The following is a 25448-nucleotide window of genomic DNA, read 5'->3' as shown; positions in this document are numbered from 1 at the left end:
GTCAGAGGTTGACTGGAATCGAGGCCGCCCCCGTAACGGGGCGGCCTTCAGCTTTTTGGCGGGGACTGGGGCAACGAATTGATCACCGGGTTGCCGTCGCGATTGCGCGTCAGGTAGACCGGCAGCACCTTGGGCAACGAAGTCAGCAGGCTCCTGATTTCCCGGGTGTTGTAGATGCCGCCCACGCGGATCTTGCCGGTCGAGCTGTCGGCCAGCTGCACCGGGGTGTCCAGGTAGCGATTGATCAGTGGCAGGGCATCGCTGAGGGCCAGGTTGTCCAGCACCAGTTTGCCGTTGCGCCAGGCCAGTGAACTGTCGTTGCTGTAGGTCTGGCTGATCTGCGGCGCGTAATCGCCATCCTTGTAGTGAGCCTGCATGCCCGGTTCCAGACGGAAACCTTCGCCGGGCAGCGCGGTATTGCTGGTGACCAGCACCGAGCCCTGCAGCAGGGTGACCCGTACCTGATCCTCATACATCCACACGTTGAACTGGGTGCCGGTGACCTTGATCTGGCCTTGGGCGGCCTTGACCACGAACGGATGGCTGCTGTCGTGGCTGACCTTGAAGAACGCCTCGCCCTTCTTCAGGGTGACCCGGCGCTGATCCTTGTAGTTGCTGTAGGTCAGGCTGCTGCCCAGGTTCAGTTCCACCTGGCTGCCGTCGGCCAGGGTCACGTTGCGCAGGCTGTCGCCGGCTTCGAAATGCTCGTAGGACGATGGCAGCCAGCCCAGTTCCCAACCGCTGTAGGCGGCCAGGGGCAGGGCGCACAGGGCGACGGCCGCGGCCGCGCCGTAATGCTGCCAGGTGCGCCGGGGGGCAGGCTTGACCGGAGCCGGCGCCAGAGTGGAGGGTGGCAGTTGATCGGCCACTTCCCATATCTCCCGCATCGCCTCGTATTCGAAAGCGTGCAGGGGGTCGGCATCATGCCATTGCTGAAAGGCCAGACGCTCCGCATCGCTGCAGTCGGCTTCATGCAAACGCATGCACCATTGCGCGGCAGCTTGGGTAATGGCGTCGTATTCGGCTTCTGAGAGGATCTGTTCGCTCATTGACTCTTCCTGATTTCCCGCATTCTACCCTCCGGCGCAAGGCTTGTAGAACAGCCGTCATGGCTAATGCGCATCAAAGTGAACTTATTTTCATCGGCCATGCCCTGAAAACCCGCTATGTATCCAAAGTGTCTACAAATGGGCATGCCTGACGGCCGTGTCGGTTGGCCAGCAACGCTGGCACCTTCCTTGCGAGCCATGGGATCGGGTTGACAGGGCCAACAGTCAGCGTTGTTTAATCGCCGGGTCACACGCTGTCGCCCCCTCCAATAATTACTCTGGAGCTTCAGATGTCTGCATCGTCCCTGGATGTTGAAACGCCTTGCGAATACCTCTCTCTGCCGGCCCTGGTGCAGTTGCTGGAGACGATTTTCCTGCGTCATGGCTGTCGCGCCGAAGTGGCCCGTTGCCTGGCCGAGAACTGCGCCGCCGCCGAGCGCGACGGTGCCCAGAGTCATGGTGTGTTTCGTATCCCCGGCTATGTCTCGACCCTGGCCAGTGGCTGGGTCGATGGTCGGGCGGTGCCTGTGGTGGAAGACGTTGCGGCGGCCTTTGTCCGGGTCGACGCTGGCAACGGCTTTGCCCAACCGGCCCTGGCGGCCGCTCGCGAGCGGCTGGTCAGCAAGGCCCGCAACGCCGGGATTGCGGTGCTGGCGATCCGTAACTCGCACCATTTCGCCGCACTCTGGCCAGATGTCGAGCCCTTTGCCGAAGAGGGGCTGGTGGCCCTGAGCGTGGTCAACAGCATGACCTGTGTCGTGCCTCACGGCGCCGACCGGCCGTTGTTCGGCACCAATCCGATTGCCTTCGCCGCGCCCCAGGCCCAGGGCCAGCCGATCGTCTTCGACCTGGCCACCAGTGCCATCGCTCACGGCGATGTGCAGATCGCCGCGCGCAAGGGCGAGCGCTTGCCCCTTGGCATCGGCGTCGACAGCCTGGGGCAGCCGACCCAGGACCCCAAGGCGATTCTCGAAGGCGGCGCCTTGCTGCCGTTTGGCGGCCACAAAGGTTCGGCCCTGTCGATGATGGTGGAGTTGCTGGCCGCGGCCCTGACCGGAGGTCACTTCTCCTTCGAGTTCGACTGGTCCAACCATCCCGGTGCCAAGACGCCCTGGACCGGGCAGTTGCTGATCGTCATCGACCCGAGCAAGGCCGCCGGACAGAGCTTCGCCGAGCGCAGCCAGGAATTGGTGCGGCAGATGCACGCGGTGGGACTCAAGCGCCTACCGGGGGATCGTCGGCATCAGCAGCGCGAGCGTTCGCTGCAAAAGGGAATCGCCATGGGCGTGGAGCAACTGCAACAGCTGCGGGCGCTGGCGCAGGCCTGAAACGAAAAAAGGCCAGGCCGCCACTGGCGCGCCTGGCCCTGGAGCGAGCGGGGCGGTTACGAGCGCCGGCCCAGCAACAGGCCGACCACCAGGCCAACGCCGGCGGAGATGGCCACGGTCTGCCACGGGTGGCCACCGATGTATTGCTCGGTGGCGTCCACCACCGGCTTGCTGCGTTCGCGCACGTTGTTCACCGAGTCCAGCGCCTGCTTGAGTTTGAGGCTCACTTGCCGGCGCAAGCTCTCACCTTCTTCGCCTACCAGGCTGGCGCTGCCCTTGAGCAGCTTTTCCGATTCTTCGATCAGCGCCTGCAGTTCGCTGAAGGCCTGGTCCTTGATTTGATCGTTTTCCGCTTGCGCGGCAGATTTGCGAGCCATGAAGTTTTTCCTTGGAAATGTGGTCGGTGGTGCAAGGGCACGCCTGCGGTATCAGGCGTATTGCCCAAGTCGATAGCAGCCTGCGGCAGCGGCTGCAGTTATCGGGTACAAGCAATGGAGTCTGGCGCTGGGGCAAAAGTTGCAGCCATTTTGCGCCTTGCTCGCCACCCTTGAGTAAAACCGTCAGCCCCTACAGTGTAAGATGGCGCCTATTTTACGCAGCAGGAATTTCCCCATGAGTTTCAATCTGGCTAACAAGACCCTGGCCGAACGCGCCGCCATCGAGGACGAGAAGTCCCGTCTGTTCGACTTGTGGCAGAGCAACCTGGGCAAGGCCAAGGGCGAGGCGGCACGGTTGTTCGGCGAGCGCGGCAAGCGCAAGGGCAAGTGGGCCGAGTGGGTGCGCGCGGAACTGGACGGCATGTCGCCGCCGGAGTACTCCAACATGGTGCGCAGTGAAGTCAATCGACTGATGGCGGCGAACAAGTAATCGCGAAACACTCGACAATCGCTTCACGTACCTTCACCAGCAGCGGGTCGATCTGCGGGCTGGTGCGCCAGCCCAGTTCGATCGGATAGCGCGGCAGCGCCAGGGGGCAGGGCAGCAGCTGCAGGCCGGTGAACTCGGCGATGCGCCGCGCGGCATGGGCAGGAATGGTCGCCACCGCCTGGCTGCCCTTGAGCAGAAAGGGCAGCGCGGCAAAATGCGTGGTCGAGGCGCAGACCTGGCGACTGAGCCCCAGATTCGCCAATCCTTCATCGGTGATGCCGATAAACCCCTGTGATGACACCAGCAGGTGTTCGCGTCGAACGAACTCCTCAAGGTCGATCTGTCGTTGCCCGGGCTCCAGGCTGGCCGGGTCCGCCAGGCACAGGTAGTCGCCTTCCCCCAGCACCTGCCGACTGAGCAGGCGCTCGGCAAAGCCACCGGCGCTGATGGCCAGGTCGACGCTGCGCTGCAACAGCGCCTCGGCGACGATCTGGCTGTGGGTCTGGCGGAAGATCAGCCGCAACTTGGGTGCGCTGCGGGCCACGGCCTCGATCAGGCGCCGGCCGTAGGCAATCTCGAAATCATCCGACAGGCCGACCGTCACCGAGCGTCCCTGATAATCGGCGCTGTCCGGGGCAACCATGGCCAGGCTCTGGCGACATTTGTTCAGGGCCTCAGTGACCACCGGTTTCAATTGATTGGCCTTGAGGGTCGGCGCCAGGCCGCGGCCAGTGCGAACGAACAATTGATCGCCATACAACTCGCGCAGGCGGCGCAAGGCTGCGCTCATGGCCGATTGGGTCACTCCCAGGCGCAGGGCTGCGCGGCTGGCGCTGGACTCGTCATGCAGGGCTTCAAAAGCCTTGAGCAGGTTGAGGTCGACGCTGGCGATATTCATCTGGTTCATATCATTAAGCACTGGGTTGGGGTTTATCGATGATCAGCGGCGGCAGGACAATGCGCAACACCTGATCGTTCGAGGAGTCATGTCATGCCCAAGTCCATCGTCGCCGCGCTGCAAATCGGGGCCTTGCCAGAAGGCAAGGCCGCCACCCTGGAGCAGATCCTCTCCTATGAGGTCGCCATCATCGAAGCGGGTGCGCAGTTGGTGGTGATGCCCGAAGCGCTGCTGGGGGGCTATCCCAAGGGCGAAGGCTTCGGCACCCAACTGGGTTACCGCCTGCCGGAGGGACGCGAAGCCTTTGCCCGTTACTTTGCCAATGCCATCGATGTGCCGGGTGCGGAGACCGAGGCGCTGGCCGGGCTGTCGACCCGTACCGGAGCCCATCTGGTGCTGGGGGTGATCGAGCGCAGTGGCAGCACCCTGTATTGCACGGCGCTGTATTTCGATCCACAGCAGGGGCTCTTGGGCAAGCACCGCAAACTGATGCCCACCGGCACCGAGCGCCTGATCTGGGGCCAGGGCGACGGCTCGACCCTGCCGGTGCTGGACACCCAGGTGGGCCGGGTCGGCGCGGTGATCTGCTGGGAAAACATGATGCCGTTGCTGCGCACCGCGATGTACGCCCAGGGCATCGAAGTCTGGTGCGCGCCCACGGTGGACGAGCGCGAGATGTGGCAGGTGAGCATGCGTCACATCGCCCATGAAGGTCGTTGTTTCGTGGTCAGCGCCTGTCAGGTCCAGGCCTCGCCCCAGGAGCTGGGGCTGAAGATCGCCAATTGGCCGGCAGAGCGCCCGCTGATTGCCGGTGGCAGCGTCATCGTGGGGCCCATGGGTGATGTATTGGCCGGGCCGCTGGTGGGCAGTGCCGGGCTGATCAGTGCCGAGATCGATACGGCTGACCTGGTGAAGGCCCGCTATGACTACGACGTCGTCGGCCACTATGCGCGTCCGGATGTGTTTGAACTGAGCGTGGACCAGCGCCCCCGATCCGGGGTGCGCTTTATCTGAGTCGCCGGTGTTGTTCAGCGTCGGCGGCGCCACTGCTCGCGGGTGATTTCCCAGATGTCCAGGGGGAAATGCCCGCCGACAAAGTCGCCGCTCTCGGAGCGCACCAGGTGCATGCCGCCACGCTCGGAGATGCGCCGCGAGCCCTGGTTCGGCGCAGCCTTGGGCACCCGCATCAGCGGTCGTTGCAGCACTTCGAACCAGAACTCGTCGACCACGGTGCAGGCTTCGCTCATGTAGCCCCGGCCTTGCCAGGGCGGGGCCAGCCAGAAGCCGCGGTTGTTGTCGGCTTCGTCCATCAGGCTGATGCTGCCGATCATTTGCTTGGGCTCGCTGCGCAAACGGATTGTCCAGTGCCATTCTGTGCCCCGGGCCATGGCCGGCAGGGCCATGTCCCGCAGGTAGCTCAGGGCGCCGTCGGCCGGGTAGGGCCAAGGCACCACGGCATTGAGGTAGCGCACCACTTCCCACTGCGGAAAAAGCTGCTGGATGGCCTCGGCATCCGCCAGTTCCAGGGGGCGCAGCAGCAGGCGTTCGGTGTGCAGGGTGGGAACAGGGTCGATCATGAGCGGGACTCCTTGTGGGCGTTGCCTAGCCTCAGTCGCTGGCTGAGAAAGTCGACGAATACCCGCAATTTTGGCAGCAAGTGCCGGCTGCTGGGCCAGAGAATGGAGAACTTGCCGCGCTCTTGCTGATAGTCGTCCAGCACCGAGATCAGACTGCCGTCGGCCAGGGCGCCGCAAACCACGAATTCGGGCACGTAGGCGATGCCCAGGCCCTGGCTTGCGGCGTGGATCAACGATTCCAGGTTGTTGCTGGTCAGGGCGCGGCCCATTACCAGCGGTGGCGCGCCGTCGGGCAGGCGCAGATTCCATGGCTGCAGCACGTTGCCGCCGGGGAACTTGTAGTGCAGGCAGGCGTGCCGCTCCAGGTCCTGGGGGGTGTGCGGGATGCCGCGCTGGGCAAAGTAGCCGGGGGCGCCGATCAGCACGAAGCCGAAGGGACCGAGGCTCCTGGACTTGAGTTGGGAGTCTGGCAGCTCGCCGCTGCGGATCACCGCGTCGACGCCTTCGGCGATCACGTCGATCAGCCGGTCGTTGAAGTCCAGGTCCAGCTCGATGTCCGGATAGCGCGCGGCGAATTCCGGCAGGATCGGCAGCAGCATGCGATAGCCGATGGCGGGCAGGCTGACCCGCAGCCGGCCTCGGGGCTTGTCGCTGATCCGCGCCAGCTCGGCCTCGGCCTCCAGCACCTCGTCGACGATACGCTGGCCGCGCTCGTAGAACAGCGCGCCTTCGTCCGTCAGGCTCAGGCGCCGGGTGCTGCGATTGAGCAAGCGCACACCGAGTCGTTGTTCCAGGCGCGCCAGGGCCTTGCCCACCGCTGAGGCGGACAGTCCAAGACGCTCGCCGGCCCCCACCAGGCTGCCGCTGCGGACCACGCAGACAAACACCTGCAGGCCGTTAAGGTTGTCCATCGATCACCTCGATTACAGCGTTTTTGTCCGTAAAGAGCGGAAGAATGCCTGGTTTTTCGCCTATTGCGGCACCCCTATCATGGATTTTTCTGCAAATCGCCCGGGTTACCAGGGCTGAGAGGTGTGTGTGAATCCTGAACTCGAATTGTCCCTGGGGCAGCCGGCCCGTGCCCGCGAGCGGGCTTCCTATGGCGTACTGGCCGCGGTCTGTCTGGCGGCCTTGATGTTGCCCCTGACCTTTGTCGGCGTGGCGGTGGCGACGCCGGCCATTGGCCGCGAACTGGGGGGCAGCCCGCTGGCCCTGAGCTGGACCACCAACGCCTTCATGCTGACCTTCGGCAGTGTGCTGATGGCGGCCGGCACCCTGGCCGACGAGTACGGTCGCAAGCGTTTGTTCAGCCTGGGGGTGGCGCTGTTCGGCCTGAGCTCCCTGGCCCTGGTGTTCGTGCCGTCGCTGCTGTGGCTCAACCTGTTGCGCGCAGTCCAGGGCCTGGCAGGCGCCGCTGCCCTGGCCGGTGGCTCGGCCGCCCTGGCCCAGGCCTTCGAAGGGCCTGCGCGAACCCGCGCCTTCAGCCTGCTGGGCACCACCTTCGGCGTCGGTCTGGCCTTTGGGCCGATCCTTGCCGGGGTGCTGATCGAGCACAGCGGCTGGCGCGGGATCTTTGTCTCCGGAGCGCTGATCGGTGGTCTGGCCCTGGGCTTTGGCGTGCCGCGCATGGAGGAATCCCGGGACCCCGAGGCCCAAGGCGTGGACTGGCCCGGCACCTTGAGTTTCACCCTGGCCCTGGTGTTGCTCACCTGGGGCATTCTGCTGGCGCCCCAGAGTGGTTGGGACAGCCCCTGGGTCCTGTTGTTGCTGGCGGGAGCGCTGCTGGCGCTGGGGCTGTTCATTGGTGTGGAGCGCCGGGCCTCGCGGCCAATGCTTGACCTGTCGCTGTTTCGCTACCCGCGCTTTGTCGGGGTGCAAGTGCTGCCCATCGCCACCTGCTACTGCTACGTGGTGCTGCTGATCCTGCTGCCGATCCGCTTTATCGGCGTCGAAGGCTACAGCGAGATCGACGCCGGCATCCTGATGATGGCCCTGTCGGCGCCGATGCTGGTGGTGCCCTTTGCCGCGGGCTGGCTCAACCGCTGGTTCAGCGCCGGCAACCTGTCGAGCCTGGGGTTGCTGGTGGCCGCTGGCGGGCTGTTCTGGCTCAGTCGAATCGAGCCGGGGCAGGCCGCGGTCGAGCGGGCCTGGCCATTGCTGCTGATCGGCCTGGGCAGCGGATTGCCCTGGGGCTTGATGGATGGGCTGTCGGTGAGCGTGGTGCCCAAGGAGCGGGCCGGCATGGCCAGTGGCATCTTCAGTACCACCCGGGTGGCGGGTGAGGGCATTGCCCTGGCCTTGGTGGTGGCGCTGCTGGCGGGGCTGTTGCAGCACGGCCTTGCAAGCCTGGCACTGCCGGGGGAGTCGCTGCTGGCCGCGCGGCAGTTGGCCGGTGGCGATCTGGCGGCCAGTGCCGGGTCCTTGCCGACGTTGTCCCGGGAAGGGTTGCTGCACATCTACTCCCAGGCATTCAGCCAGCTGTTGCAGGTGTTGATGGTTATCACCCTGCTGGCTGCCCTGGTGGTGAGGGTGGCGTTGCATGAGCCGCGCCACCCGTGTCAGGCCCGTGACTGATCAGCGGAACTCGAAGAACTCGTAGTGCAGGTTGCCTTCGGGAATCCGGTATTCGTTCATCAACTCCCGCACCTGGGCCAGCAGGCCCTTGGGTCCGCAGAAGCTGATCTGGATCTGCTGCGGGTCGGTTTCCGTGGCCGTGCGCTTGAGGGTCTGGGCCAGGGATTCGGTGCCGCCGCTGTTGGCGACGAAGTCCACGCCACGGGCCTGGGCCATGCCTTGCAGGGTGTCGACGCTGGGAAAGGCCCGGGACGGGTTGTAGCAGTACACCAGGGTCGCCTTGTCGAACTGCCCGGCGGCCGAATCCTGCAGCCAGGCAATGAACGGCGAGATGCCCACGCCGCCGCCGATCCAGATTTCCCGCGCCGCTTCCCGAGGCCGCTTGAAGCGACCATAAGGCGCGTAGAGGTCAGCGCGCATGCCGGTTTGCACCTGCTTGCGCAGCCGTTGGGTGTAGTCGCCGAGGGCGCGGATCACGAATTCGATGCGCCCGTCTTCGCTCTGGGCGCTGGCGATGGTGAAGGGGTGCGGCTCGCGCAGGCCCTTTTCCTGCATCGACAAAAAGGCGAACTGGCCGGCCTTGAACGGAAAGCCCCGACCCAGGGGCGTCAGTTCCAGGTGCAGGGAGTTCTTCTCCACCTTGACCGCGCTCACCTGGTACTCGCCGACCTTGGCCACGAAAGGGTAGAGCAGCAGCTTGTACAGGGCCCCGAGCACTCCGAGGATGCACAGCGCGCCGAGCCAGAGACCGGAGGGCGAGTCCAGGGTGATGGGCGACTTGAAGCTCAGTCCGTGCAGGATGACGATCAGAAACAGCGGGCCGGACAGCTTGTGCCACCAGCGCCACTGGCTGTAGGGAATGTTGCGGTTCAGCGCCAGGAGCACGATCAGGCCCAGGGCCACGTAGCTCAGTTGGCGCACCAGGCGTGTCCAGTACTTCGACAGTTCGAGGATCGGCACGCTGTTCCATTCTTCCAGGTTGGCCTTGAACACCAGGTGATAGCTGGCAAACGCCAGGGCCCAGATGCCCAGCCATTTATGCACCTCGTAGACCCGGTCGAGGCCGCCGCACAGGCGCTCGACCAAGCCCCAGCGGGCGGCCAGCAGGCAGGACAGGGCCATGTAGGCCAAGGCCGTGCTGCCCAGGATCATGCTCAGGGTGGCGGAGGTCAGCCAGGTGGCGGAAGGAATCTCCAGCAGGAGGGTGAAGGTGGTGATCAGCAGGACACCGACGATCGTGTGCCAGGTTTTCAAGGGTGCATGACTCCGCTCAGGAAATGCCGTCATGGCATGAACATCGACTGCCGCAAAGGGCCCCTTTGCAACGGGTGGGCGCTGCCAAAGGGAGCGATGCATGGAATGGTGTGGCGCTGGGGTAAAGCTGGATATGACAGGTTTTTGTGCGCGTGACCGGGTGCCATTCTAGCGCTTTAACCTTAATTCAAGCTGATGTTGGTCATCGATACGGTGTTTTATGACTGCTGAAAATGATCGAATCTCAATTACATTTCGATTTCATGTGCTGGGCATTGCGGCAACGGGCGAGGAGCAGTTGGCTGGCCGGCTAAGGGGCCTTCGAGACCTGTGCAGGGCTAGGGCGTGTTTGGGTTGGCAAACCGGCTCCGCGATGGCGTTGGCCCGGCTGGCGCCTGCGAGGTGGCGGAGGATTTGCACACGGGTGTGCTGCGCAGGCGCTGGCGCGCGTCTAGCAGCCATAGCCCCGCAGCCGTATCGGGGCCCGTGACGATGAGCCCGACCATGCAAGCCCTGTTGAACCAGATCCTCGATGAAGTCCGCCCCCTGATCGGCCAAGGCCAGGTCGCCAACTACATTCCCGCCCTGGCCGATGTGCCAGCCAACCAGCTGGGGATTGCCGTGTATGGCAACGACGGCCAGGTGTTCAGCGCCGGTGACGCCGACACGCCGTTTTCGGTACAGAGTATTTCCAAGGTCTTCAGTCTGGTGCAGGCCATCGGTCATTCCGGCGAGGCGATTTGGGAGCGCCTGGGTCACGAGCCTTCGGGGCAGCCGTTCAACTCCCTGGTGCAGCTGGAGTTCGAGCGGGGTCGGCCGCGCAACCCCTTTATCAACGCCGGGGCCCTGGTGATCTGCGACATCAACCAGTCGCGCTTTGCCGCGCCGGCCTTGTCCATGCGTGACTTTGTCCGGCGCCTGTCGGGCAACAGTCAGGTGATGGTGGATGGCCGGGTGGCCGATTCGGAATACCAGCACCGTGCCCGCAACGCGGCCATGGCTTATCTGATGCAGTCCTTCGGCAACTTCCATAACGATGTGGAGGCGGTGCTGCGCAGTTATTTCAGCCACTGCGCCTTGCGCATGAGCTGCGTCGATCTGGCCCGGGCGTTCTGCTTTCTGGCCAACGACGGTTTCTGCAAGCACAGCGGTGAACAGATCCTCACCCGGCGCCAGACCCAGCAGGTCAACTCGATCATGGCCACCAGTGGCCTGTACGACGAAGCCGGCAACTTTGCCTATCGGGTCGGCTTGCCGGGCAAGAGCGGGGTGGGAGGGGGGATTGTCGCGGTGGTGCCGGGGCAGTTCACGGTGTGCGTGTGGTCACCTGAACTCAACAGCGCTGGCAACTCCCTGGTGGGCATGGCGGCCCTGGAGCTGCTCAGCCAACGCATCGGCTGGTCGGTGTTCTAGGACTTACCAGGCGCCCGGGTTGCTCAGGCTGATCTGCCCGCGATCGATGAAACGCTGGGTGCCGAACAGGCCGCCGGCCAGCTTGCCTCGCAGTACATAAGGCAGGTTGTCCAAGGTCTGGGTCTGACTCAACCCCAGGGTCTGGCGCAGGACGGAAAACGCCGAGACGCTGACCGGAATCACCAGGATGTCCTCCGAGTAACGGCCGATATGCCCTTGCTGGTCGCTGACCCCGGACGCCAGCGGGCGGCCGTTGACTTCCAGGTCCAGGGCGACGCCGTTGTAGTCGATGGCATTTTCGTTGGGGTTCTGCAGGCGCAGCTTCACCGCGAAGCGCATTTCCAGCTCCTGGCTGGGCAGTGGCTCGATGCCCACCACGTTGATCGCCAGCGGGTCGCGGTTGGGCAACAGCGCACAGGCGCTGAGACTGAGCAGTACCAGGGTCAAGGCGATCAATCTACGCATGCAATACCTGTCAACAATGGAAATGAATGACGGACCGGCACCTTGTAGCCGCTGCCGAGCCTGCGAGGCTGCGACAAGGCTCCCAGGGCCTTGCCTGGAAAACCCCCGACCAACCTCCAAAGCCGAGAGCCCAACACCCGCGCACGCAGCATAGACGCCCGCCAGCCTCAGGAGTTCGCTTTGCCGCTCATGTCCGGGTCTTGCATCACCTTGAGGGTCGCGGCTTCCGGGTCGAACTCATCCTCTTCCAGCTCAAGGAATTCCTCCGGCAGGAAAATGTTGAGCAAGATCGCGCAGAAAGCGCCCACGGTAATCGGCGACTCGAAGATGTTGTGCAGCGCCTTGGGCAGCTCACGCAGCACTTCCGGCACCGCCGCCACCCCCAGGCCCATGCCCAAGGAAATGGCCACGATCAGCACGTTGCGCCGATGCAGGCCGGCTTCGGCGAGGATCTTGATCCCGGCCACGGCCACGGTGCCGAACATGATCAGGGTGGCGCCGCCCAGCACCGGCTTGGGCATCAGTTGCAGCACCGCGCCGATCACCGGGAACAGCCCCAGCAACACCAGCAGCCCGGCAATGAAGTAGGCCACGTAGCGGCTGGCGACGCCGGTCAACTGGATCACCCCGTTGTTCTGGGCAAAGGTCACCATCGGCAGGCTGTTGAACACCGCCGCCACCGCCGAGTTGAAACCATCCGCCAGCAGCCCGGACTTGATGCGCTTGATGTACAGCGGGCCTTTCACCGGCTGCTGGGAAATCATCGAGTTGGCGGTCAGGTCGCCGGCCGCTTCCAGGGGCGAAATCAGGAAGATCACCGCCAGGGGAATAAAGGCAATCAGGTCGAAGGAAAAACCGTACTTGAACGGCACCGGCACGCTCACCAGCGGCACGTCGGGCAGGGCCGCTATGTCCACCCGGCCCAGCATCCAGGCCACCACGAAGCCCAGGGTCAGGCCGATGACGATCGAGCCCAGGCGCAGCATCGGGTGGTTGAAACGGTTGAGCACGACGATGGTCAGCAGCACCAGGGCCGCCAGCCCCAGGTTGCTCGCCGCGCCCAGGTCGCTGGCGCCGTAGCCGCCGGCCATGTCGGTGACCGCCACCTTGATCAGTGACAGGCCCATCAGGGTGATGATGGTGCCGGTGACCACCGGGGTGATCAGCTTGCGCAGCTTGCCGATGAACTGGCTGAGGAACATCTCGATAAAGGCCGCGACAAAGCAGATGCCGAAGATGGTGGAGAGGATGTCGTCGGTGCTGCCGCCACGACCCTTGACCATGAAGCCGGCGCTGAGCAGCACGCTGATAAAGGAGAAGCTGGTGCCCTGCACGCACAGCAGGCCCGAGCCGATGGGCCCCAGGCGCCGGGCCTGGACGAAGGTGCCCAGGCCGGAGACGAACAGCGCCATGCTGATCAGGTAGGGCAGTTCGCTCTCAAGGCCCAGCACGCCGCCGAAGATCAGGGTCGGGCTGATGATGCCGACAAAACTGGCCAGCACATGTTGCAGGGCGGCGAAGATCGCCGCGCTGAAATGCGGACGGTCATTGAGGCCGTAGATCAGGTCGGACTTGTAGCGGGGAGGGGAACGATCAGGTGCGGTCATGGGAGAAGGCCTGCCAGTGGCGTGCGAAAACGCCAGGGCGCACGCCGGAAAGTGGACGGGACTTGGGCCGCAATGTCATGGCATCGGACAAGACTTGCGCACCCGGTCAGAAAAAGGAGGCGCAGGATGCCAGAAAGGTCCTGTTGTCAGAAGGGCAAACAGGCGCAAAGGGTCAATTTTGCAGGGATACGAAAGATACTGTTTCTCATTTACCGTTGTGGAATAATCCGCCTCCCCGATTTGCGGACCTTCCCTCGATGCTGCCCATACCCAGCCTGCTGCGCAGCTTTCAAGAGCACTACGACGATCTGCTGAAGTTTCTCACCCGGCGCATGAGTGATCGCCAACGGGCGGCGGACGTGGCCCAGGACACCTATCTCAAGCTGCTCAAGGTCGACCAGCAGACGGTGGAGGTGCACAACGATCGCCGTTTCATTTTTCGCGTTGCCGGCAACCTGGCCATCGATACCCTGCGCCGCGAGCAGCGCCTGGCGGCCAATCTCAGCGACACCGAGCCACACCGTGAAGTGGTGGACCCGGCACCGGCGCCGGAAGCGGTGCTGCTGGCCAAGGAACGCCTGGCGGTGCTCGACGAGGCCCTGGCGCAACTCTCGGATAACGCCCGCCAGGCCTTGCTGCTCAATCGCCTGGAAGGCCTGACTCAGGCGCAGATTGCGTTACGCCTGGGCGTTTCCGAAAGCATGGTGGCAAAATACATCGGCCAGGCCCTGCGCCATTGCCGCGACTGGCTGCAACAGCATCATGAGTGATTCCCCCTTGCCCGCCGCCGACATCCCCATGACCGAACACTCCGAAAGCCTTGAAGACGCTGCACTCCAATGGCAGGTGTTGCTGCATTCCGGCAACGCCACGGCGGCCCAGCGCATGGCCTATCAGCAATGGCGCCAGACCAGTCCGGCCCACGCGGCAGCAGCGCAAGAGGCGCAGCAGCTGTGGGGCGACCTGGGCCAGACCCGGGCCGCCGAACAGCACCGGGCGGCGACAGCCACCGGTTCCTGGCGTGGTTGGCCGGCGCTGGTGGCGTCCCTGGTACTGGCCGTGGCCAGCGGCGTCGGCTGGTGGCAGTGGCCGGCCCTGACCTCGGACTACCACACCGCGGTCGGCCAGCAACAGCACATCACCCTGGCGGACGGTTCCAGGGTCACGCTCAACAGCGGTAGCGCATTGTCGGTGGCGTACTCGGCGGGCGAGCGCCGGGTGATCCTGCAATCTGGCGAGGCGCTGTTCGAGCCGGTTGCCGACCCGCAACGGCCGTTTGTGGTGCAGGCCGACGGCCAATACCTGCACAGTGCTGCCAGCGCCTTCAGCCTGCGCCGCGACGGCAGTCGGCTGACGGTGGTGGTGCGTGAAGGCCAGGTGCAGTTCACTGGTGATCATGCGCCGGTGCTGCTCCAGGCCGATCAGCGTCTGCAGTATCAATCCGGCCAGCCGCTGTTGGCCCAGCAAGCCGTGGACGCTGCCAGTCTCACCGCCTGGCAGCGGGGCAAGCTGATCTTCAACGGTCGCCCCCTGGGCGAGGTGATTGGCGAGCTGGAGCGTTATCAGCATGGTCGCATTCTGATCTCCGATAGCCAGTTGGCGGCCCTGGCCATCAGCGGTGTGTTCGATCTGCACGACCCGCAGGGTTCGCTGCAGGCCTTGCAGCAGCGTTATCCGCTGCAGGTGACCTACCTGCCGTGGCTGGCGGTTTTGCACTGAGTGGATTTTTTTTGCTTGGGGCACTGCAAGTTCTTTCCCGGCCAATCGTCGTAGTGAGACTGAGAAGACAATCATTCTCATTGACGTCATTTCAACGGGCTGGGAAGGAACACGTGAAAGCTATGTTCAAGCTGTCGATACTGGGGCGCGGTCAACACCTCATGCGCCGCACATTACTGGCCCAGGCGCTGTTCGCCGGTGCCGTGAGCCCACTGCTGGCCCAGGCGCAGGACGCCAGCTCCACCAGCCAGGGCAGCAGCACCCAGGAGCGCCGGGTGGTGCTCAAGCTGGTGGCCCAGCCCCTGGATCAGGCACTGACCCGTTTTGCCGATCAGGCCGACCTGCGCCTGCTGTACACCACCGCTGATGTGGACGGCCTGCAAGCACCGGCCCTGAATGGCGAGGTTACGCTGGCCCAGGCCCTGCAGACACTGCTGGCCGGCAGCGGCGTGAGCTGGTCCTTCAGCGATTCGCGCACGGTGATCCTGCGTCGCGCCGCGCCGGCCGCCAGCCTCAACCTCAAGCCGACCCAGGTCAGCGTGGCGTCGCGCACCAGCACCGCCATCAGTGAGATCCCCGGCACGGTGTGGGTGGTGGAGCAGAGCCAGCTGCGCGAGCAACTGAGTACCGGAGTCAGCCTCAAGGAAGCCATTGGCAAGCTGGTGCCGGGCCTCGACCTGGCCCCTGAAGGGCGCACCAACTATGGCCAGAACATGCGCGGGCGCAACGTCCTGGTGATGATCGACGGGGTCAGCCAGAACAGTTCCCGGGGCCTGTCCCGGCAGTTCGACAGCATTTCGCCGTTCAACGTCGAGCGCGTCGAAGTGCTGTCCGGGGCCAGCGCCATCTACGGCGGCGGCGCCACCGGCGGCATCATCAATATCGTCACCAAGAAAGGCGAACCGGGCCCGGCGCGGTTCGAGACCCAACTGGGGGCCAGCAGTGGCTTCAACAACAGCGATGACCTGAGCACCCGCGTCGCCCAGTCGGTGAGCGGCGGCAACGAGGCCATCAGCGGCCGGCTGGCGGTGGCGGGGGAGCAGAACCAGGCGTTCTATGACGGCGCCGGCAAACAGATCTTCATCGACAACACCCAGACCGACCTGCAGTACAACCGCACCCTGGACCTGATGGGCAGCCTGGCCCTGCAGTTCAATGACGAGCAGAGCCTGGACCTGCTGGCCCAGTACTACGACTCGGGCAACCACGGCAGCACCGGGATCTATTTCCCCAACCTCAAGTACCGGGCACCGTCCAACCTGGAAAACGCCGAGCTGCGGGGCGGCTATTCCACCGACCTGGAGCCGCGGACCAAGCGCCTGCTGCTCAACGCCAACTATCACCACAGCGATGTGCTGGGTCAGGACTTCTACCTGCAGGCCTCGTACCGCAAGGAAGACAACAATTTCTTCCCGTTCCCCTACTACAACAGCGGCAGTCCCGCAGGCTCCAAGGGCGTGTACTTTGCTGCCTCGCAGCAGAATTTCGAGGTCACCAGCCTCAAGGCGCTGTTGGCCAAGGAGCTCGATGCCTTCAAGCTCACCTACGGCGTGGACCTGGACCGGGAGCGCTTCAATGCCGAGCAGAGCACCTTCGATCAGCAGATTTCCTCGGACAGTGGCGGTGTGGATCTGGTGACCCTGAGCAAGGCGCCGCGCTATCCCAGCTATCGGGTCGACGGCCTGTCCGGCTACGTCCAACTGGACTGGCATGCCACCGACAACCTGACGGTTTCCGGTGGCTACCGGCGTCAGCAGATGGACGTGGATGTCGGCCGCTTCAAGAACGTCCCCGGTGGCAGCAACCAATATGCGGTCAACCTGTACAACCTGGGCAGCATCTACGACTTCAAGAACGGTCATCAGGTCTGGGTCAACTACGGCGAGGGCTTCGATCTGCCGGACCCGGCCAAGTTCTACGGCAAGCCGGGCCTGAGCGTCGACGACAACCCCCTGGCCGGGATCAAGAGCCGCCAGGTGGAGACCGGCTGGCGCTTCTCCGATAGCGACTGGGAGGCCCAGGCGGCGCTGTACTACATCTGGTCGGACAAGGTGATCAGCACCGACCAGGCCACCCTGACCATTGACGTCAAGGATCAGAAAAGCCGCGACTACGGCTTTGAGAGCGCCCTGACCCGGCACTTCCAGAACGGCTGGGAAGTGGGTGGCACCCTGCATGCCGTGCGTTCCGAGGAGGAGAACAAGAACGGCGGCTGGAGCAAGCGCGACGCCCGTTATGCCTCGCTGTCGAAACTCACCGCCTTCGTCGGCTGGAAGGGTGACAGCAGCAACGTTCGCCTGCAGGGCAACCACGCCTTCACCCTCAAGGACGATGCGGTCAAGGTCATCGACGCCACTCACAGCGTCGACGCCCCCAACACCATCGACGGCTACACCACCTTCGACCTGCTGGGCAGCCACGACACCGACTTCGGCACCTTCAGCGGCGGTATCCAGAACCTGTTGGACAAGCAATACAGCACGGTCTGGGGCCAGCGCGCCAAGCTGTTCTACTCACCGACCTATGGGCCGGACTACTTGTATGACTACCAGGGTCGTGGCCGCACCTACACCCTGAGCTGGAGCATGGCCTACTGAGGGGCCATGCCCCGGGATCGGTACGGCCCAGGCAAAGGCCCGCAGCAAGTCTTCCTCGGTGGCGTGCCCTTCGACACCGCCACCACCAGCCGTTGCGGAGCACGCTCCGGCCCCGTGGCATCCGTGGACATTGCCTGTCTCGCCTCACAAGCCTCCTGACACTGACTGTCAGGAGGCTCTGATATTCTGCGCCGGTGTTTTTTTCTCCGGAGTCCACCCAAGGTGTCGCGAGCCAGCCGTTTACTCACCCTGTTGCAGATGCTGCGGGGCAAGAGCCGTCCCGTCACCGCAGCCACCCTGGCGGCGGAGCTGGAGGTGTCCGAGCGCACCCTGTACCGCGATATCGCCGAGCTCACTTCACTGGGCGCGCCGATCTACGGTGAGGCGGGCATCGGCTATGTGTTGCGCAGCGGGCTGTTCCTGCCGCCCTTGATGCTCAATGCCGACGAGACCGAGGCCGTGGTCCTGGGCTTGCGTTATGTCGATCAGCGTGGCGACGAGGTGCTGAGCAAGGCTGCGGCTGATGCCATGGCCAAGATCGCCGCCGTGCTGGCCCCGGCGGCCCAGGATGCCCTGCGCAACCCGACCTTGCTGCCGGGCCCCGCGGGCTGGGGCTTTCCCGACAACAGCGTGTCGTTGAACGTGTTCCGCCAGGCGATCCGGCACCAGGCCAAGCTGTTGATCGACTATGCCGACGTCAATCGCAACCCCAGCCAGCGGCTGATCTGGCCCTTGGCTCTGGGGTTTCTCAACGAGGCCCGGGTGATCGTCGCCTGGTGCGAGCTGCGGGGCGATTACCGGACCTTTCGCACCGACCGCATTGCCGCGGCCCAGGAGCAGGGACAGGCCTATCCGGGGCGGCGCAGCGATTGGCTGCGAGCCTGGCGCCAGTGCCTGCAAAAGGACGAGCAGGGCGGTCAATTCACTCCTGACAGGAAATGACGCGCGGGGCTTTTAACATGGCGCGATCATCGACTCATCAGGAGCTTTTCTCATGTCAGGTATCGACGCTTCACTGGCCCCGGCGATCCGCGCCTACGTGATGGCGGCCAACACTGGCGACAGCTCGGTGGCGGCGGCGATCTTTGCCGCCGAGGCCCAAGTGTTCGACGAGCGAGAGCACCGGGTAGGGCCGCAGGAGATTGCCCGCTGGATGGACGCCAGCCATCGCGTGCGTCCACGGCTGCAGATCCTCGGGGTCCAGCAGCGCACCGGCAAGGTGTTGCTGGACAGCCTGGTCTGCGGGGATTTTTCCGCCAGCCCGCAGACGCTGCGCTACACCTTTCGCCTGGACCCGCAGGGACGGATTGCACGGCTGGATATCTCCCGCTGAGGCTTGTCGACCGGTGTGTCGGGCGGTTCGCCGGCAGCCGGTTCCTCCATGGAATGGGGCGCGGTGGCATACTGCGGTTTTTTTGCCGGGAGGCCAGCGGCCCATGCCATTCGATTCCCCCTTGAGCGCCTATCGGCATGCCCTGGAGCAGGACGGCTTCGTCGCCGATGAGGCACAGGCGCGGGCCGTGCAAGCCTTGCAGAACTGCCACGAGGCCCTGCATCAGGGGCGTACAGCGGTGCAAGGGGTCTATCTGTGGGGTGCGGTCGGGCGGGGCAAGACCTGGCTCATGGATCAGTTCTACCAGAGCCTGCGGGTGCCGGCGCGGCGTCAGCACTTTCATCACTTCATGGGCTGGGTGCACCAGCGTTCGTTCCAGCTCACCGGCACCGCCGATCCCTTGCGGGCCCTGGCCCGGGAGCTCGCCGAAGAGGTGCGGGTGCTGTGCTTCGATGAGTTGTTCGTCAACGACATCGGTGACGCGATCATTCTCGGACGCCTGTTCCAGGTGATGTTCGAGCAGGGCGTGGTCATGGTCTGCACCTCCAACCAGCCTCCCGAGCAGCTGTATGCCGAGGGCTTCAATCGTGAACGTTTCCTCCCGGCCATCAGCGCCATCAGCCAGCACATGCAAGTGGTGGCGGTGGACGGCGAGCAGGATCACCGTCTGCATCCGGGGGCCGCGGCGCAACGCTACTGGCTCAGTGTCGAGGGCCAGCCCAGCGCCCTGGAACCCTTGTTCCAGCAGTTGAGCGGCGGCCAGGCGGTCTCCACCGAGCCGCTGCTGATCGGCTATCGGCCGGTGCAGGTGGTCAAGGCCGCCGGCAGCGTGATCTGGTGCCGTTTTGCCGATCTGTGCGAACAGCCGTTTTCCGCCATGGACTTCATGGCGCTGTGTGACAGGTTCAGTGCGATCCTCCTCAGCCAGGTCCCCAACCTCAGTGCCCAGCAACGCCCGGGACGCATTGCCCGAGGCACCGAGGATGGCGCCCAGCGGGTGGTGGCAGGGGATCGCGAATTGCCGCAACTGTCGATCCATGACGACAGCGTGCGCCGCTTCATTGCCCTGGTGGATGAATGTTACGACCGCAAGGTGCCGCTCTATCTGGAGGCCCAGGTACCGATGGAGCAGCTGTACACCGAGGGTTACCTGGAGTTTCCCTTCCGCCGCACCCTGAGCCGCCTGCAGGAAATGCAGTTGCAACGCTTTGCCAGCCAGCCTAGCGCTTGAGGGGAAGGGCTTCCGGCTGTGGTTCATCCTGGCCAATCATTAGGATTTTTCTGCAGAAGGAGGGAGAAAAATCTTCGTTTGGTCAAATCCCCCAGCCTACAATCGAGGCTGCCTGAGCCCTGAACGCTCACTTTCACTGCATTGATCGAGGATGAACATGGACGTTGCCGATGTCGTGGTGCTGCAAGCCAGTTACAGCAACCCGGTGCATGCCGAAGCCATAGGCGTGCTGCTCAATCATTACGCCCAGGACCCCATGGGCGGCGGCCAGGCCCTGGCGCCGGACCAGCTTCAGCAACTGCCGGCAGAGCTGGCCAAGCGACCTCAGGCGTTCAGCGTACTGGCCTTTGCCGGGGGCCAGCCGGTGGGGCTGGTGAACTGCTTCGAGGGCTTTTCCACCTTTGCCTGCCGGCCCCTGGTGAATGTTCACGACGTGGTGGTGCTGGACAGCTTTCGCGGCCAGGGCCTGAGCAAGCGGATGCTGCAGAAGGTCGAGGACATTGCCCGGCAACGGGGTTGCTGCAAGATCACCCTGGAAGTGCTGGAAGGCAACGCCCAGGCCCAGGCTGCCTACCAGGCCTGCGGTTTCGCCAATGCCATGCTCGATCCCGCCCATGGCCGCATGCTGTTCTGGAGCAAAGCTTTGTAATGTCCGATGCCAGGCCCCCCGGCTGATTGGCGCCCTGGTGCTGTAGGGGAGCGGGGCTGACTGCTTTAAGCGTCGTGCAATGCCGGGTCGAGCTTGGGGAACACCAGGCGGAACTCGGTGAGGCTGTCCGGTACGCTGTCGACCTCGGTGCGGCCCTGATGCAGGTTCATGATCGAGCGCACGATTGCCAGGCCCAGCCCGGTGCCGCCTTCGGCTCGGGTGCGGCTGCTGTCGACCCGATAGAAACGCTCGAACAGATGGGGCAGGTGGCAGGCGGCGATGCCCGGCCCGGGATTGCCCACGGCGAGGCTCACGCTCTGCAGTTGGCGCTCGATCCGCAGGTCGATCCGGCCCTGATCCGGGCAATGGCGGATGGCGTTGGACAACAGGTTGGAAATGGCCCGCTGGATCATCAGGCGATCCCCCAGCACCCAGGCGTCACCGCGCAGTTCCAGCTGCAGTTGCCTGTCCTCGGCGCTGAGGGCAAACAGGTCCATGACCCGCCGCGCCTCCTCGCCCAGAGACACCCGGGCAAAGCGGGCCTGGGAAGCCGGCTGGCTGACCTGAGCCAGGAACAGCATGTCGGCGACGATTCGTGTGACCCGTTCCAGCTCCTCGATGCTGGCCTCCAGCACGGCCTTGTATTCCTCCGGGGGGCGCTCGCGAGACAGGGTCACTTGGGCCTTGCCCATCAGGTTGCTGATGGGCGAGCGCAGTTCGTGGGCCAGGTCGTCGGAGAACTGCGACAGGCGTTGTACGCCGCCATCCAGGCGCTGCAGCATGACGTTGATGCCCTGGCCCAGTTCCGCCAGTTCCCGGGGCAGCTTGTCCAGGTTCAGGCGATGGGTCAGGTCCTGGGTGGTGACCTTGGCGGCGACCCGGGTGAACTGTTGCAGGGGTAGCAGGCCCCTTTGCACCAGCCACCAGGCACCCATGCCGATCAGCAGCAGCAACAGGGGCAGGGCAATCACCGTGGAGCGCAGGTAGGCGCTGAGCAGTGCCTGGTCATTACCGCGGTCCAGGCTCAACACCACTCGCACCGGCTCGCCATTGCGCAGGTTCATTTGCCGGGTGGCGCTGAGCAAGGGATTGCCGCGGCTGTCACGCCAGTCGAGGTAACCCTCGGTGCTGCTCTCCCTCAGGGCCCGGGGCAGCGGTTGTTCAGCGATGCCGCCAACATTGAGCAAGGGTTCGGCCAGGGGCGCGCTGCTCAGGATGTTCAATTGCAGATTGTCGTGGCCCATCACCAGGTCCAGCAGGGAGTGGGGGCGGGCGGCCAGGTCGCTGCTCTTGAGGTCGCTGGTGAGGCTGTGCTGGATCTGTTCCAGCTTGCTCTCCAGGCCCTTGCGCGCCAGGTTGTCCAACTCGTGGTTCAGGGCCAGATAGGCCAGGGTTGCCAGCAGCAGGACCAGGGCCGCCCCCATCAGGCTGACGGTCAGCCCCAGGCGCATGGACAGGCTGCTGTTGGTCGGCGCCGCCGGCTGGGGCGTCATTGGCGCACTTCCAGGACATAACCGACACCGCGCAGGGTGTGGATCAGCTTGACCTCACTGGCATCATCGATCTTGGCCCGCAGGCGGCTGATGGAGACTTCCACCACATTGGTGTCGCAGTCGAAGTTCATGTCCCAGACCAGGGAAATGATTTGCGTGCGGGTCAGCACTTCCCCCGAGTGGCGCATCAATACATGCAACAGGGTGAATTCCTTGGTCGTGAGATCTATTCGACGGTCGCCGCGATAAGCCCGATGCCGGCGAGGATCAAGTTGCAAGTCGGCCACTTGCAATACTTGCGGCTGGGACACGGGTTCGCTGCGGCGAATCAAAGTCCGGACCCGGGCCAGTAACTCGGGAAATTGAAAAGGTTTGACCAGATAATCATCGGCGCCCATATCCAGCCCTTTGACTTTGTCTTCCAGGCGCCCGCGAGCGGTCAACATCATGACCCGGGCCGGAGAATGTCCGCGCATATGTTCCAACACTTGCCAGCCATCTTGGCCCGGCAGGTTTATATCCAGGATCACCAACTCGTAAGGTTGTTGCTGTATCAGGTGCAGACCGTCCACGCCATTGTTGGCGCGGTCCACGACATAACCACTTTCACTCAGGCCTTGATGCAGGTAGTCCGCTGTTTTGGGTTCGTCTTCAACCACCAGAATACGCATTGCCAGATCCTCTCCAAACCGCTTGGGCATTATCGAATGAGTGCAGGGTGAAGCCTGAAGTAGCTATAGGGTCAAGAAAAATAATCATCTAATTCATAGAATTAGCCAGGTCAGCCGATAGCGGGTGAGCGCTTGGGCGCAGGCATGCTAGTTGATTGCACGCAGGGAAAGTGGCGGATGACAGAGTTGTAATATTCCTGTCATTGGCGTGACAGTGAGGGCCTGCCAGCGGATATAAAAAAGGCGCCCTGTAGAGGGCGCCAAACGTCCATCTCTGCCAAAGGAGCGCATTGTCCAGAGTGGGTACTGCGTTGAAGAGGTATCAGGCGCCGGGCTGTTGTTGCTTGGCGTCCGGCGCGGAATAGTGGGTACCGGCCTTGTCTTGCTCGGTCTTGGCGAGGTTCTGGTTTTTATCGCCGTGAATCTGTTGCTGATTGACGCGGAAGTTCTCGTAAAAGCGTTGCATATGCTCGGCTCCGCCTTCGGCAAAGGCTGCACTGGAAGTGGCGAGAATCAAACCGCTAAATACCAAGGTTGAAAGTTTCATACTGCGTTTCCTACTTAAGAGTGTTCGGTAACTTGTTTCGTCCCTGCACAAGAAGTGATGGGGCAAGTTTCAGCGAAGTGTATTAAGTGAGGGTTAACGTCAGCCTGAGCGGGATATTACATTCTTGACATTATGTGTCTGCAGACAATCAAAGCCTGTAGCAACTGGTTGACCAGTGAGGGCGTCGCAGAGCTCGCTGCAAGGCAGGGTGGCGCCTTTGCCGGCATGCCGGGCGCAGCAGGGATGGGGGCCGTTGCGGCCCCCGAGTCGGGTTCTTACTTCTGGACCACGGTCGCTTCCGTCGGCGCTTTGGGTTTCATCAGGCTGAAGTCGATCAGCGCCTTGCTCTGGCGCGAGTAGGGGTCGCCAATCAGCAGCGGGCGCGGCTTGAAGCTGTCGCTGACCAGGCTGCGGCTGTGGTCCAGCTGGTCGAAACTCAAGCCCGCCAGGTCGGCCCAGGTATGAATCAGCTGGGAGCTGCTGTAAGGGCGGCTGAGGTCGGAAGCAAAGTTCCAGTCATGGGTTTGCCGCCACTTCGGCGAGGCCCAGGCCATGAACGGGATGGTGTACATCGGCGCCGTGGGCTTGCCTTCGTTGCGTCCCAGGGTGTCGTGGCCGGCGGAGTCGAAGACGTCTTCGCCGTGGTCCGACAGGTACAGCAGGAAACCGTTGGGGTCGGTCTTGGCGTAATCCTTGATCAGGCTGGAGACCACGAAGTCGTTGTACAGCACCGCGTTGTCGTAGCTGTTGTAGGTCGGCAGTTGATCGTCACGCACACCGGCCGGCACGCCCTGGCGATCGGTGAATTTGTCGTAGCTTGGCGGGTAGCGGTACTGGTAGCTCATGTGGGTGCCCAGCAGGTGGACCACGATGAACTTGCGCGGGGCGCTGTCGGCCAGGGCCTTGGAGAAGGGCTCAAGCACGTCGCCGTCGTACTGGCGGGCGTTCTGGTTGCGATTGTTGTTCAAGTACACCTGCTCGTCCGCCTGCTCGGAGAAGGTGGTGAGCATGGTGTTGCGCTTGGTCATGGTCTGCTGGTTGGTGATCCAGTAGGTCTTGTAGCCGGCCTGCTTCATCACGCTGACCAGGGACGGCGTCTTGAGGTAGAGATCGGGGTTTTCTTCGTCGGCGAAGGTCAGCACCTGTTGCAACGCCTCGATGGTGTAGGGGCGCGGGGTGATGACGTTGTCGAACACCGCCAACTGATCCTTGAGCTTGTCCAGCTCCGGGGTGGTCTGGCGCGGGTAGCCGTAGAGGCTCATGCGCTGACGGTTGGTGGACTCGCCGATCACCAGCACCAGGGTGGCCGGCTGATTGGCCATGCTGTCCTTGAGGTTGGTCAGCGGCGGGATCTTGCTGACGCTGTCGAGCATGCCCTGCATGCCGTTCAGTTGCTCACGGTAGCGGCGATAAGCGACCACCATCTGCCACGGCACGGCGGGTTCGATACGGGTTTCAAATTTCTCCAGGCCGTCGGCCAGGGTGTCGGTGCGAGCGATTTGCTTGATCAGCGGGTAGCCGACAATCGCCACCAGGATTGCCACGGCAGCCGCCAGGGCCTGGCCCCGGGGCAGGTACACCGGGCGCAGGCGGGTCCAGAGGAAGAGGGCGAAGGCGGTGTGGGCCAGGAACGCCAGGAGCATCCACCAGGCAAAGTACTGCGTCAGGTATTCACCGGCTTCCGAGGGGTTGGACTCGAACATGATGAAGATGACGCTTTGCGAGAACTCCTGCTGATAGACGAAGAAATAGCCCAGGCTGGCCATGGAGCAGGCCCAGAGCACCACGCCGATCACTGCCGCCATGACTTTGGTGCGTGCCGGGAACAGCAGCATCGGCGCCAGCCAGATGGCGCTCATGAAGAACGCCTGGCGGAAACCGGCGAAGCCGGACGTGTCCGTCAGTTGAATCAGCAGTTGGGTGATGCCGGAGAAATACCAGAAGAACAGGAACAGCCAGAGCAGCCCCATCCAGTCAAAACCTGTCGCAGACGTGTTACTGCGTTTGAACAATGCCATTCAGCGCTCCCCGCCGTTCCGTGATCATTGCGCGCCGGTTCAGCGCTGCGAATGAAGGCCGCCGTCTGTAACAAGACGGCCACAATGGCCGGGAGTATCGATAGGCAAGTGTGAAAAGTTCGTTAGCGCAGCGTTGGATTTTTGTCCGGCGTAGCAGG

Annotated in this window: 24 protein-coding genes; 12 read left to right on the top strand and 12 right to left on the bottom strand. The window is 63.7% G+C overall.

What is annotated here, in order from left to right:
- Positions 1-47 precede the first annotated feature (47 nt).
- Complete coding sequence (locus DWF74_RS01475) at positions 48-1049, bottom strand: FecR family protein (RefSeq protein WP_102863465.1); 1002 nt, start codon at positions 1047-1049, stop codon at positions 48-50.
- A 290-nt stretch (positions 1050-1339) separates the two neighbouring features.
- Here DWF74_RS01475 and DWF74_RS01470 point away from each other — a divergent pair, with 290 nt between their 5' ends.
- A complete protein-coding gene (locus DWF74_RS01470) occupies positions 1340-2377 on the top strand; it encodes an Ldh family oxidoreductase (RefSeq protein WP_115580118.1) in 1038 nt (345 codons plus the stop codon).
- A 56-nt stretch (positions 2378-2433) separates the two neighbouring features.
- Here the strand turns inward: DWF74_RS01470 and DWF74_RS01465 are convergent, their stop codons facing one another.
- Complete coding sequence (locus DWF74_RS01465) at positions 2434-2754, bottom strand: DUF883 family protein (protein ID WP_115580117.1); 321 nt, start codon at positions 2752-2754, stop codon at positions 2434-2436.
- 235 nt (positions 2755-2989) lie between these two features.
- Between DWF74_RS01465 and DWF74_RS01460 the strand changes: the two genes are divergently transcribed.
- On the top strand, positions 2990-3244 hold the full coding sequence (locus DWF74_RS01460) for a hypothetical protein (RefSeq protein ID WP_011061196.1): 255 nt from the start codon (positions 2990-2992) through the stop codon (positions 3242-3244).
- Here the strand turns inward: DWF74_RS01460 and DWF74_RS01455 are convergent.
- The gene (locus tag DWF74_RS01455) at positions 3216-4151 is read right to left on the bottom strand and encodes a LysR family transcriptional regulator (RefSeq protein ID WP_102863468.1); all 936 of its coding nucleotides are present in this window, start codon (positions 4149-4151) and stop codon (positions 3216-3218) included. The two genes, DWF74_RS01460 and DWF74_RS01455, sit on opposite strands and share 29 nt — an antisense overlap.
- A gap of 84 nt (positions 4152-4235) precedes the next feature.
- Between DWF74_RS01455 and DWF74_RS01450 the strand changes: the two genes are divergently transcribed.
- On the top strand, positions 4236-5156 hold the full coding sequence (locus tag DWF74_RS01450; RefSeq protein ID WP_115580116.1) for a carbon-nitrogen hydrolase family protein: 921 nt from the start codon (positions 4236-4238) through the stop codon (positions 5154-5156).
- Between the two features lie 14 nt (positions 5157-5170).
- Here DWF74_RS01450 and DWF74_RS01445 read toward each other — a convergent pair whose 3' ends face one another.
- Both DWF74_RS01445 and DWF74_RS01440 read right to left on the bottom strand, forming a co-directional pair.
- The gene (locus DWF74_RS01445) at positions 5171-5719 is read right to left on the bottom strand and encodes a GNAT family N-acetyltransferase (protein WP_115580115.1); all 549 of its coding nucleotides are present in this window, start codon (positions 5717-5719) and stop codon (positions 5171-5173) included.
- The gene (locus DWF74_RS01440; protein WP_115580114.1) at positions 5716-6630 is read right to left on the bottom strand and encodes a LysR family transcriptional regulator; all 915 of its coding nucleotides are present in this window, start codon (positions 6628-6630) and stop codon (positions 5716-5718) included. The genes DWF74_RS01445 and DWF74_RS01440 overlap by 4 nt, the downstream gene beginning before the upstream one ends.
- A gap of 127 nt (positions 6631-6757) precedes the next feature.
- Here DWF74_RS01440 and DWF74_RS01435 point away from each other — a divergent pair, with 127 nt between their 5' ends.
- Complete coding sequence (locus DWF74_RS01435; RefSeq protein ID WP_115580113.1) at positions 6758-8293, top strand: MFS transporter; 1536 nt, start codon at positions 6758-6760, stop codon at positions 8291-8293.
- On the opposite strand, the gene DWF74_RS01430 is transcribed toward DWF74_RS01435, so the two are convergent.
- Positions 8294-9547, bottom strand: a complete 1254-nt coding sequence (locus DWF74_RS01430; RefSeq protein ID WP_102863473.1) for a ferredoxin reductase family protein — start codon at positions 9545-9547, stop codon at positions 8294-8296.
- Between the two features lie 504 nt (positions 9548-10051).
- Here DWF74_RS01430 and glsB point away from each other — a divergent pair.
- Positions 10052-10960 (top strand): glutaminase B, encoded by a 909-nt coding sequence (glsB, locus tag DWF74_RS01425; RefSeq protein ID WP_102863474.1) that lies wholly within the window; start codon positions 10052-10054, stop codon positions 10958-10960.
- A 3-nt stretch (positions 10961-10963) separates the two neighbouring features.
- Here glsB and DWF74_RS01420 read toward each other — a convergent pair whose 3' ends face one another.
- A complete protein-coding gene (locus DWF74_RS01420) occupies positions 10964-11425 on the bottom strand; it encodes an LEA type 2 family protein (protein ID WP_102863475.1) in 462 nt (153 codons plus the stop codon).
- Between the two features lie 167 nt (positions 11426-11592).
- A complete protein-coding gene (locus DWF74_RS01415; RefSeq protein WP_115580112.1) occupies positions 11593-13032 on the bottom strand; it encodes a nucleobase:cation symporter-2 family protein in 1440 nt (479 codons plus the stop codon).
- 257 nt (positions 13033-13289) lie between these two features.
- Between DWF74_RS01415 and DWF74_RS01410 the strand changes: the two genes are divergently transcribed.
- From DWF74_RS01410 to DWF74_RS01380, 7 genes are all read left to right on the top strand, one after another.
- Positions 13290-13802, top strand: a complete 513-nt coding sequence (locus DWF74_RS01410; protein WP_102863477.1) for an RNA polymerase sigma factor — start codon at positions 13290-13292, stop codon at positions 13800-13802.
- Positions 13795-14751 carry a FecR family protein gene (locus DWF74_RS01405; RefSeq protein WP_115580111.1) on the top strand — a complete coding sequence of 319 codons (957 nt, stop codon included), beginning with the start codon at positions 13795-13797 and terminating at the stop codon, positions 14749-14751. The genes DWF74_RS01410 and DWF74_RS01405 overlap by 8 nt, the downstream gene beginning before the upstream one ends.
- A 161-nt stretch (positions 14752-14912) precedes the next feature.
- Positions 14913-17348, top strand: a complete 2436-nt coding sequence (locus tag DWF74_RS01400; protein ID WP_240322004.1) for a TonB-dependent siderophore receptor — start codon at positions 14913-14915, stop codon at positions 17346-17348.
- Between the two features lie 222 nt (positions 17349-17570).
- On the top strand, positions 17571-18290 hold the full coding sequence (locus DWF74_RS01395; RefSeq protein ID WP_102863480.1) for a helix-turn-helix transcriptional regulator: 720 nt from the start codon (positions 17571-17573) through the stop codon (positions 18288-18290).
- Positions 18291-18342: 52 nt separating this feature from the next.
- Positions 18343-18681: a ketosteroid isomerase gene (locus DWF74_RS01390; protein ID WP_102863481.1), complete on the top strand. Its 339-nt coding sequence runs from the start codon at positions 18343-18345 to the stop codon at positions 18679-18681.
- Between the two features lie 103 nt (positions 18682-18784).
- Entirely contained in the window at positions 18785-19912 is a 1128-nt protein-coding gene (gene zapE / locus DWF74_RS01385) for a cell division protein ZapE (RefSeq protein ID WP_115580109.1), read from the top strand.
- A 157-nt stretch (positions 19913-20069) separates the two neighbouring features.
- A complete protein-coding gene (locus tag DWF74_RS01380) occupies positions 20070-20561 on the top strand; it encodes a GNAT family N-acetyltransferase (RefSeq protein WP_102863585.1) in 492 nt (163 codons plus the stop codon).
- A 65-nt stretch (positions 20562-20626) separates the two neighbouring features.
- Here DWF74_RS01380 and DWF74_RS01375 read toward each other — a convergent pair whose 3' ends face one another.
- The 4 genes from DWF74_RS01375 to DWF74_RS01360 all read right to left on the bottom strand — a co-directional run bounded on the left by DWF74_RS01375 (position 20627) and on the right by DWF74_RS01360 (position 25290).
- Complete coding sequence (locus DWF74_RS01375) at positions 20627-22054, bottom strand: heavy metal sensor histidine kinase (RefSeq protein ID WP_115580108.1); 1428 nt, start codon at positions 22052-22054, stop codon at positions 20627-20629.
- The gene (locus DWF74_RS01370; RefSeq protein WP_102863484.1) at positions 22051-22725 is read right to left on the bottom strand and encodes a heavy metal response regulator transcription factor; all 675 of its coding nucleotides are present in this window, start codon (positions 22723-22725) and stop codon (positions 22051-22053) included. Before DWF74_RS01370 ends, DWF74_RS01375 begins: the two co-directional genes overlap by 4 nt.
- Positions 22726-23047: 322 nt before the next feature.
- Positions 23048-23272, bottom strand: a complete 225-nt coding sequence (locus DWF74_RS01365; protein WP_102879229.1) for a hypothetical protein — start codon at positions 23270-23272, stop codon at positions 23048-23050.
- Between the two features lie 275 nt (positions 23273-23547).
- The gene (locus DWF74_RS01360) at positions 23548-25290 is read right to left on the bottom strand and encodes a phosphoethanolamine transferase CptA (protein ID WP_102863486.1); all 1743 of its coding nucleotides are present in this window, start codon (positions 25288-25290) and stop codon (positions 23548-23550) included.
- Positions 25291-25448: the final 158 nt, after the last annotated feature.

The organism is Pseudomonas protegens, assembly GCF_003363755.1.
GTDB classification, from domain to species: domain Bacteria; phylum Pseudomonadota; class Gammaproteobacteria; order Pseudomonadales; family Pseudomonadaceae; genus Aquipseudomonas; species Aquipseudomonas danubii.
Note: the sequence above shows the minus strand (reverse complement) of the source record. Positions and strands in the feature narration are given on the sequence as shown.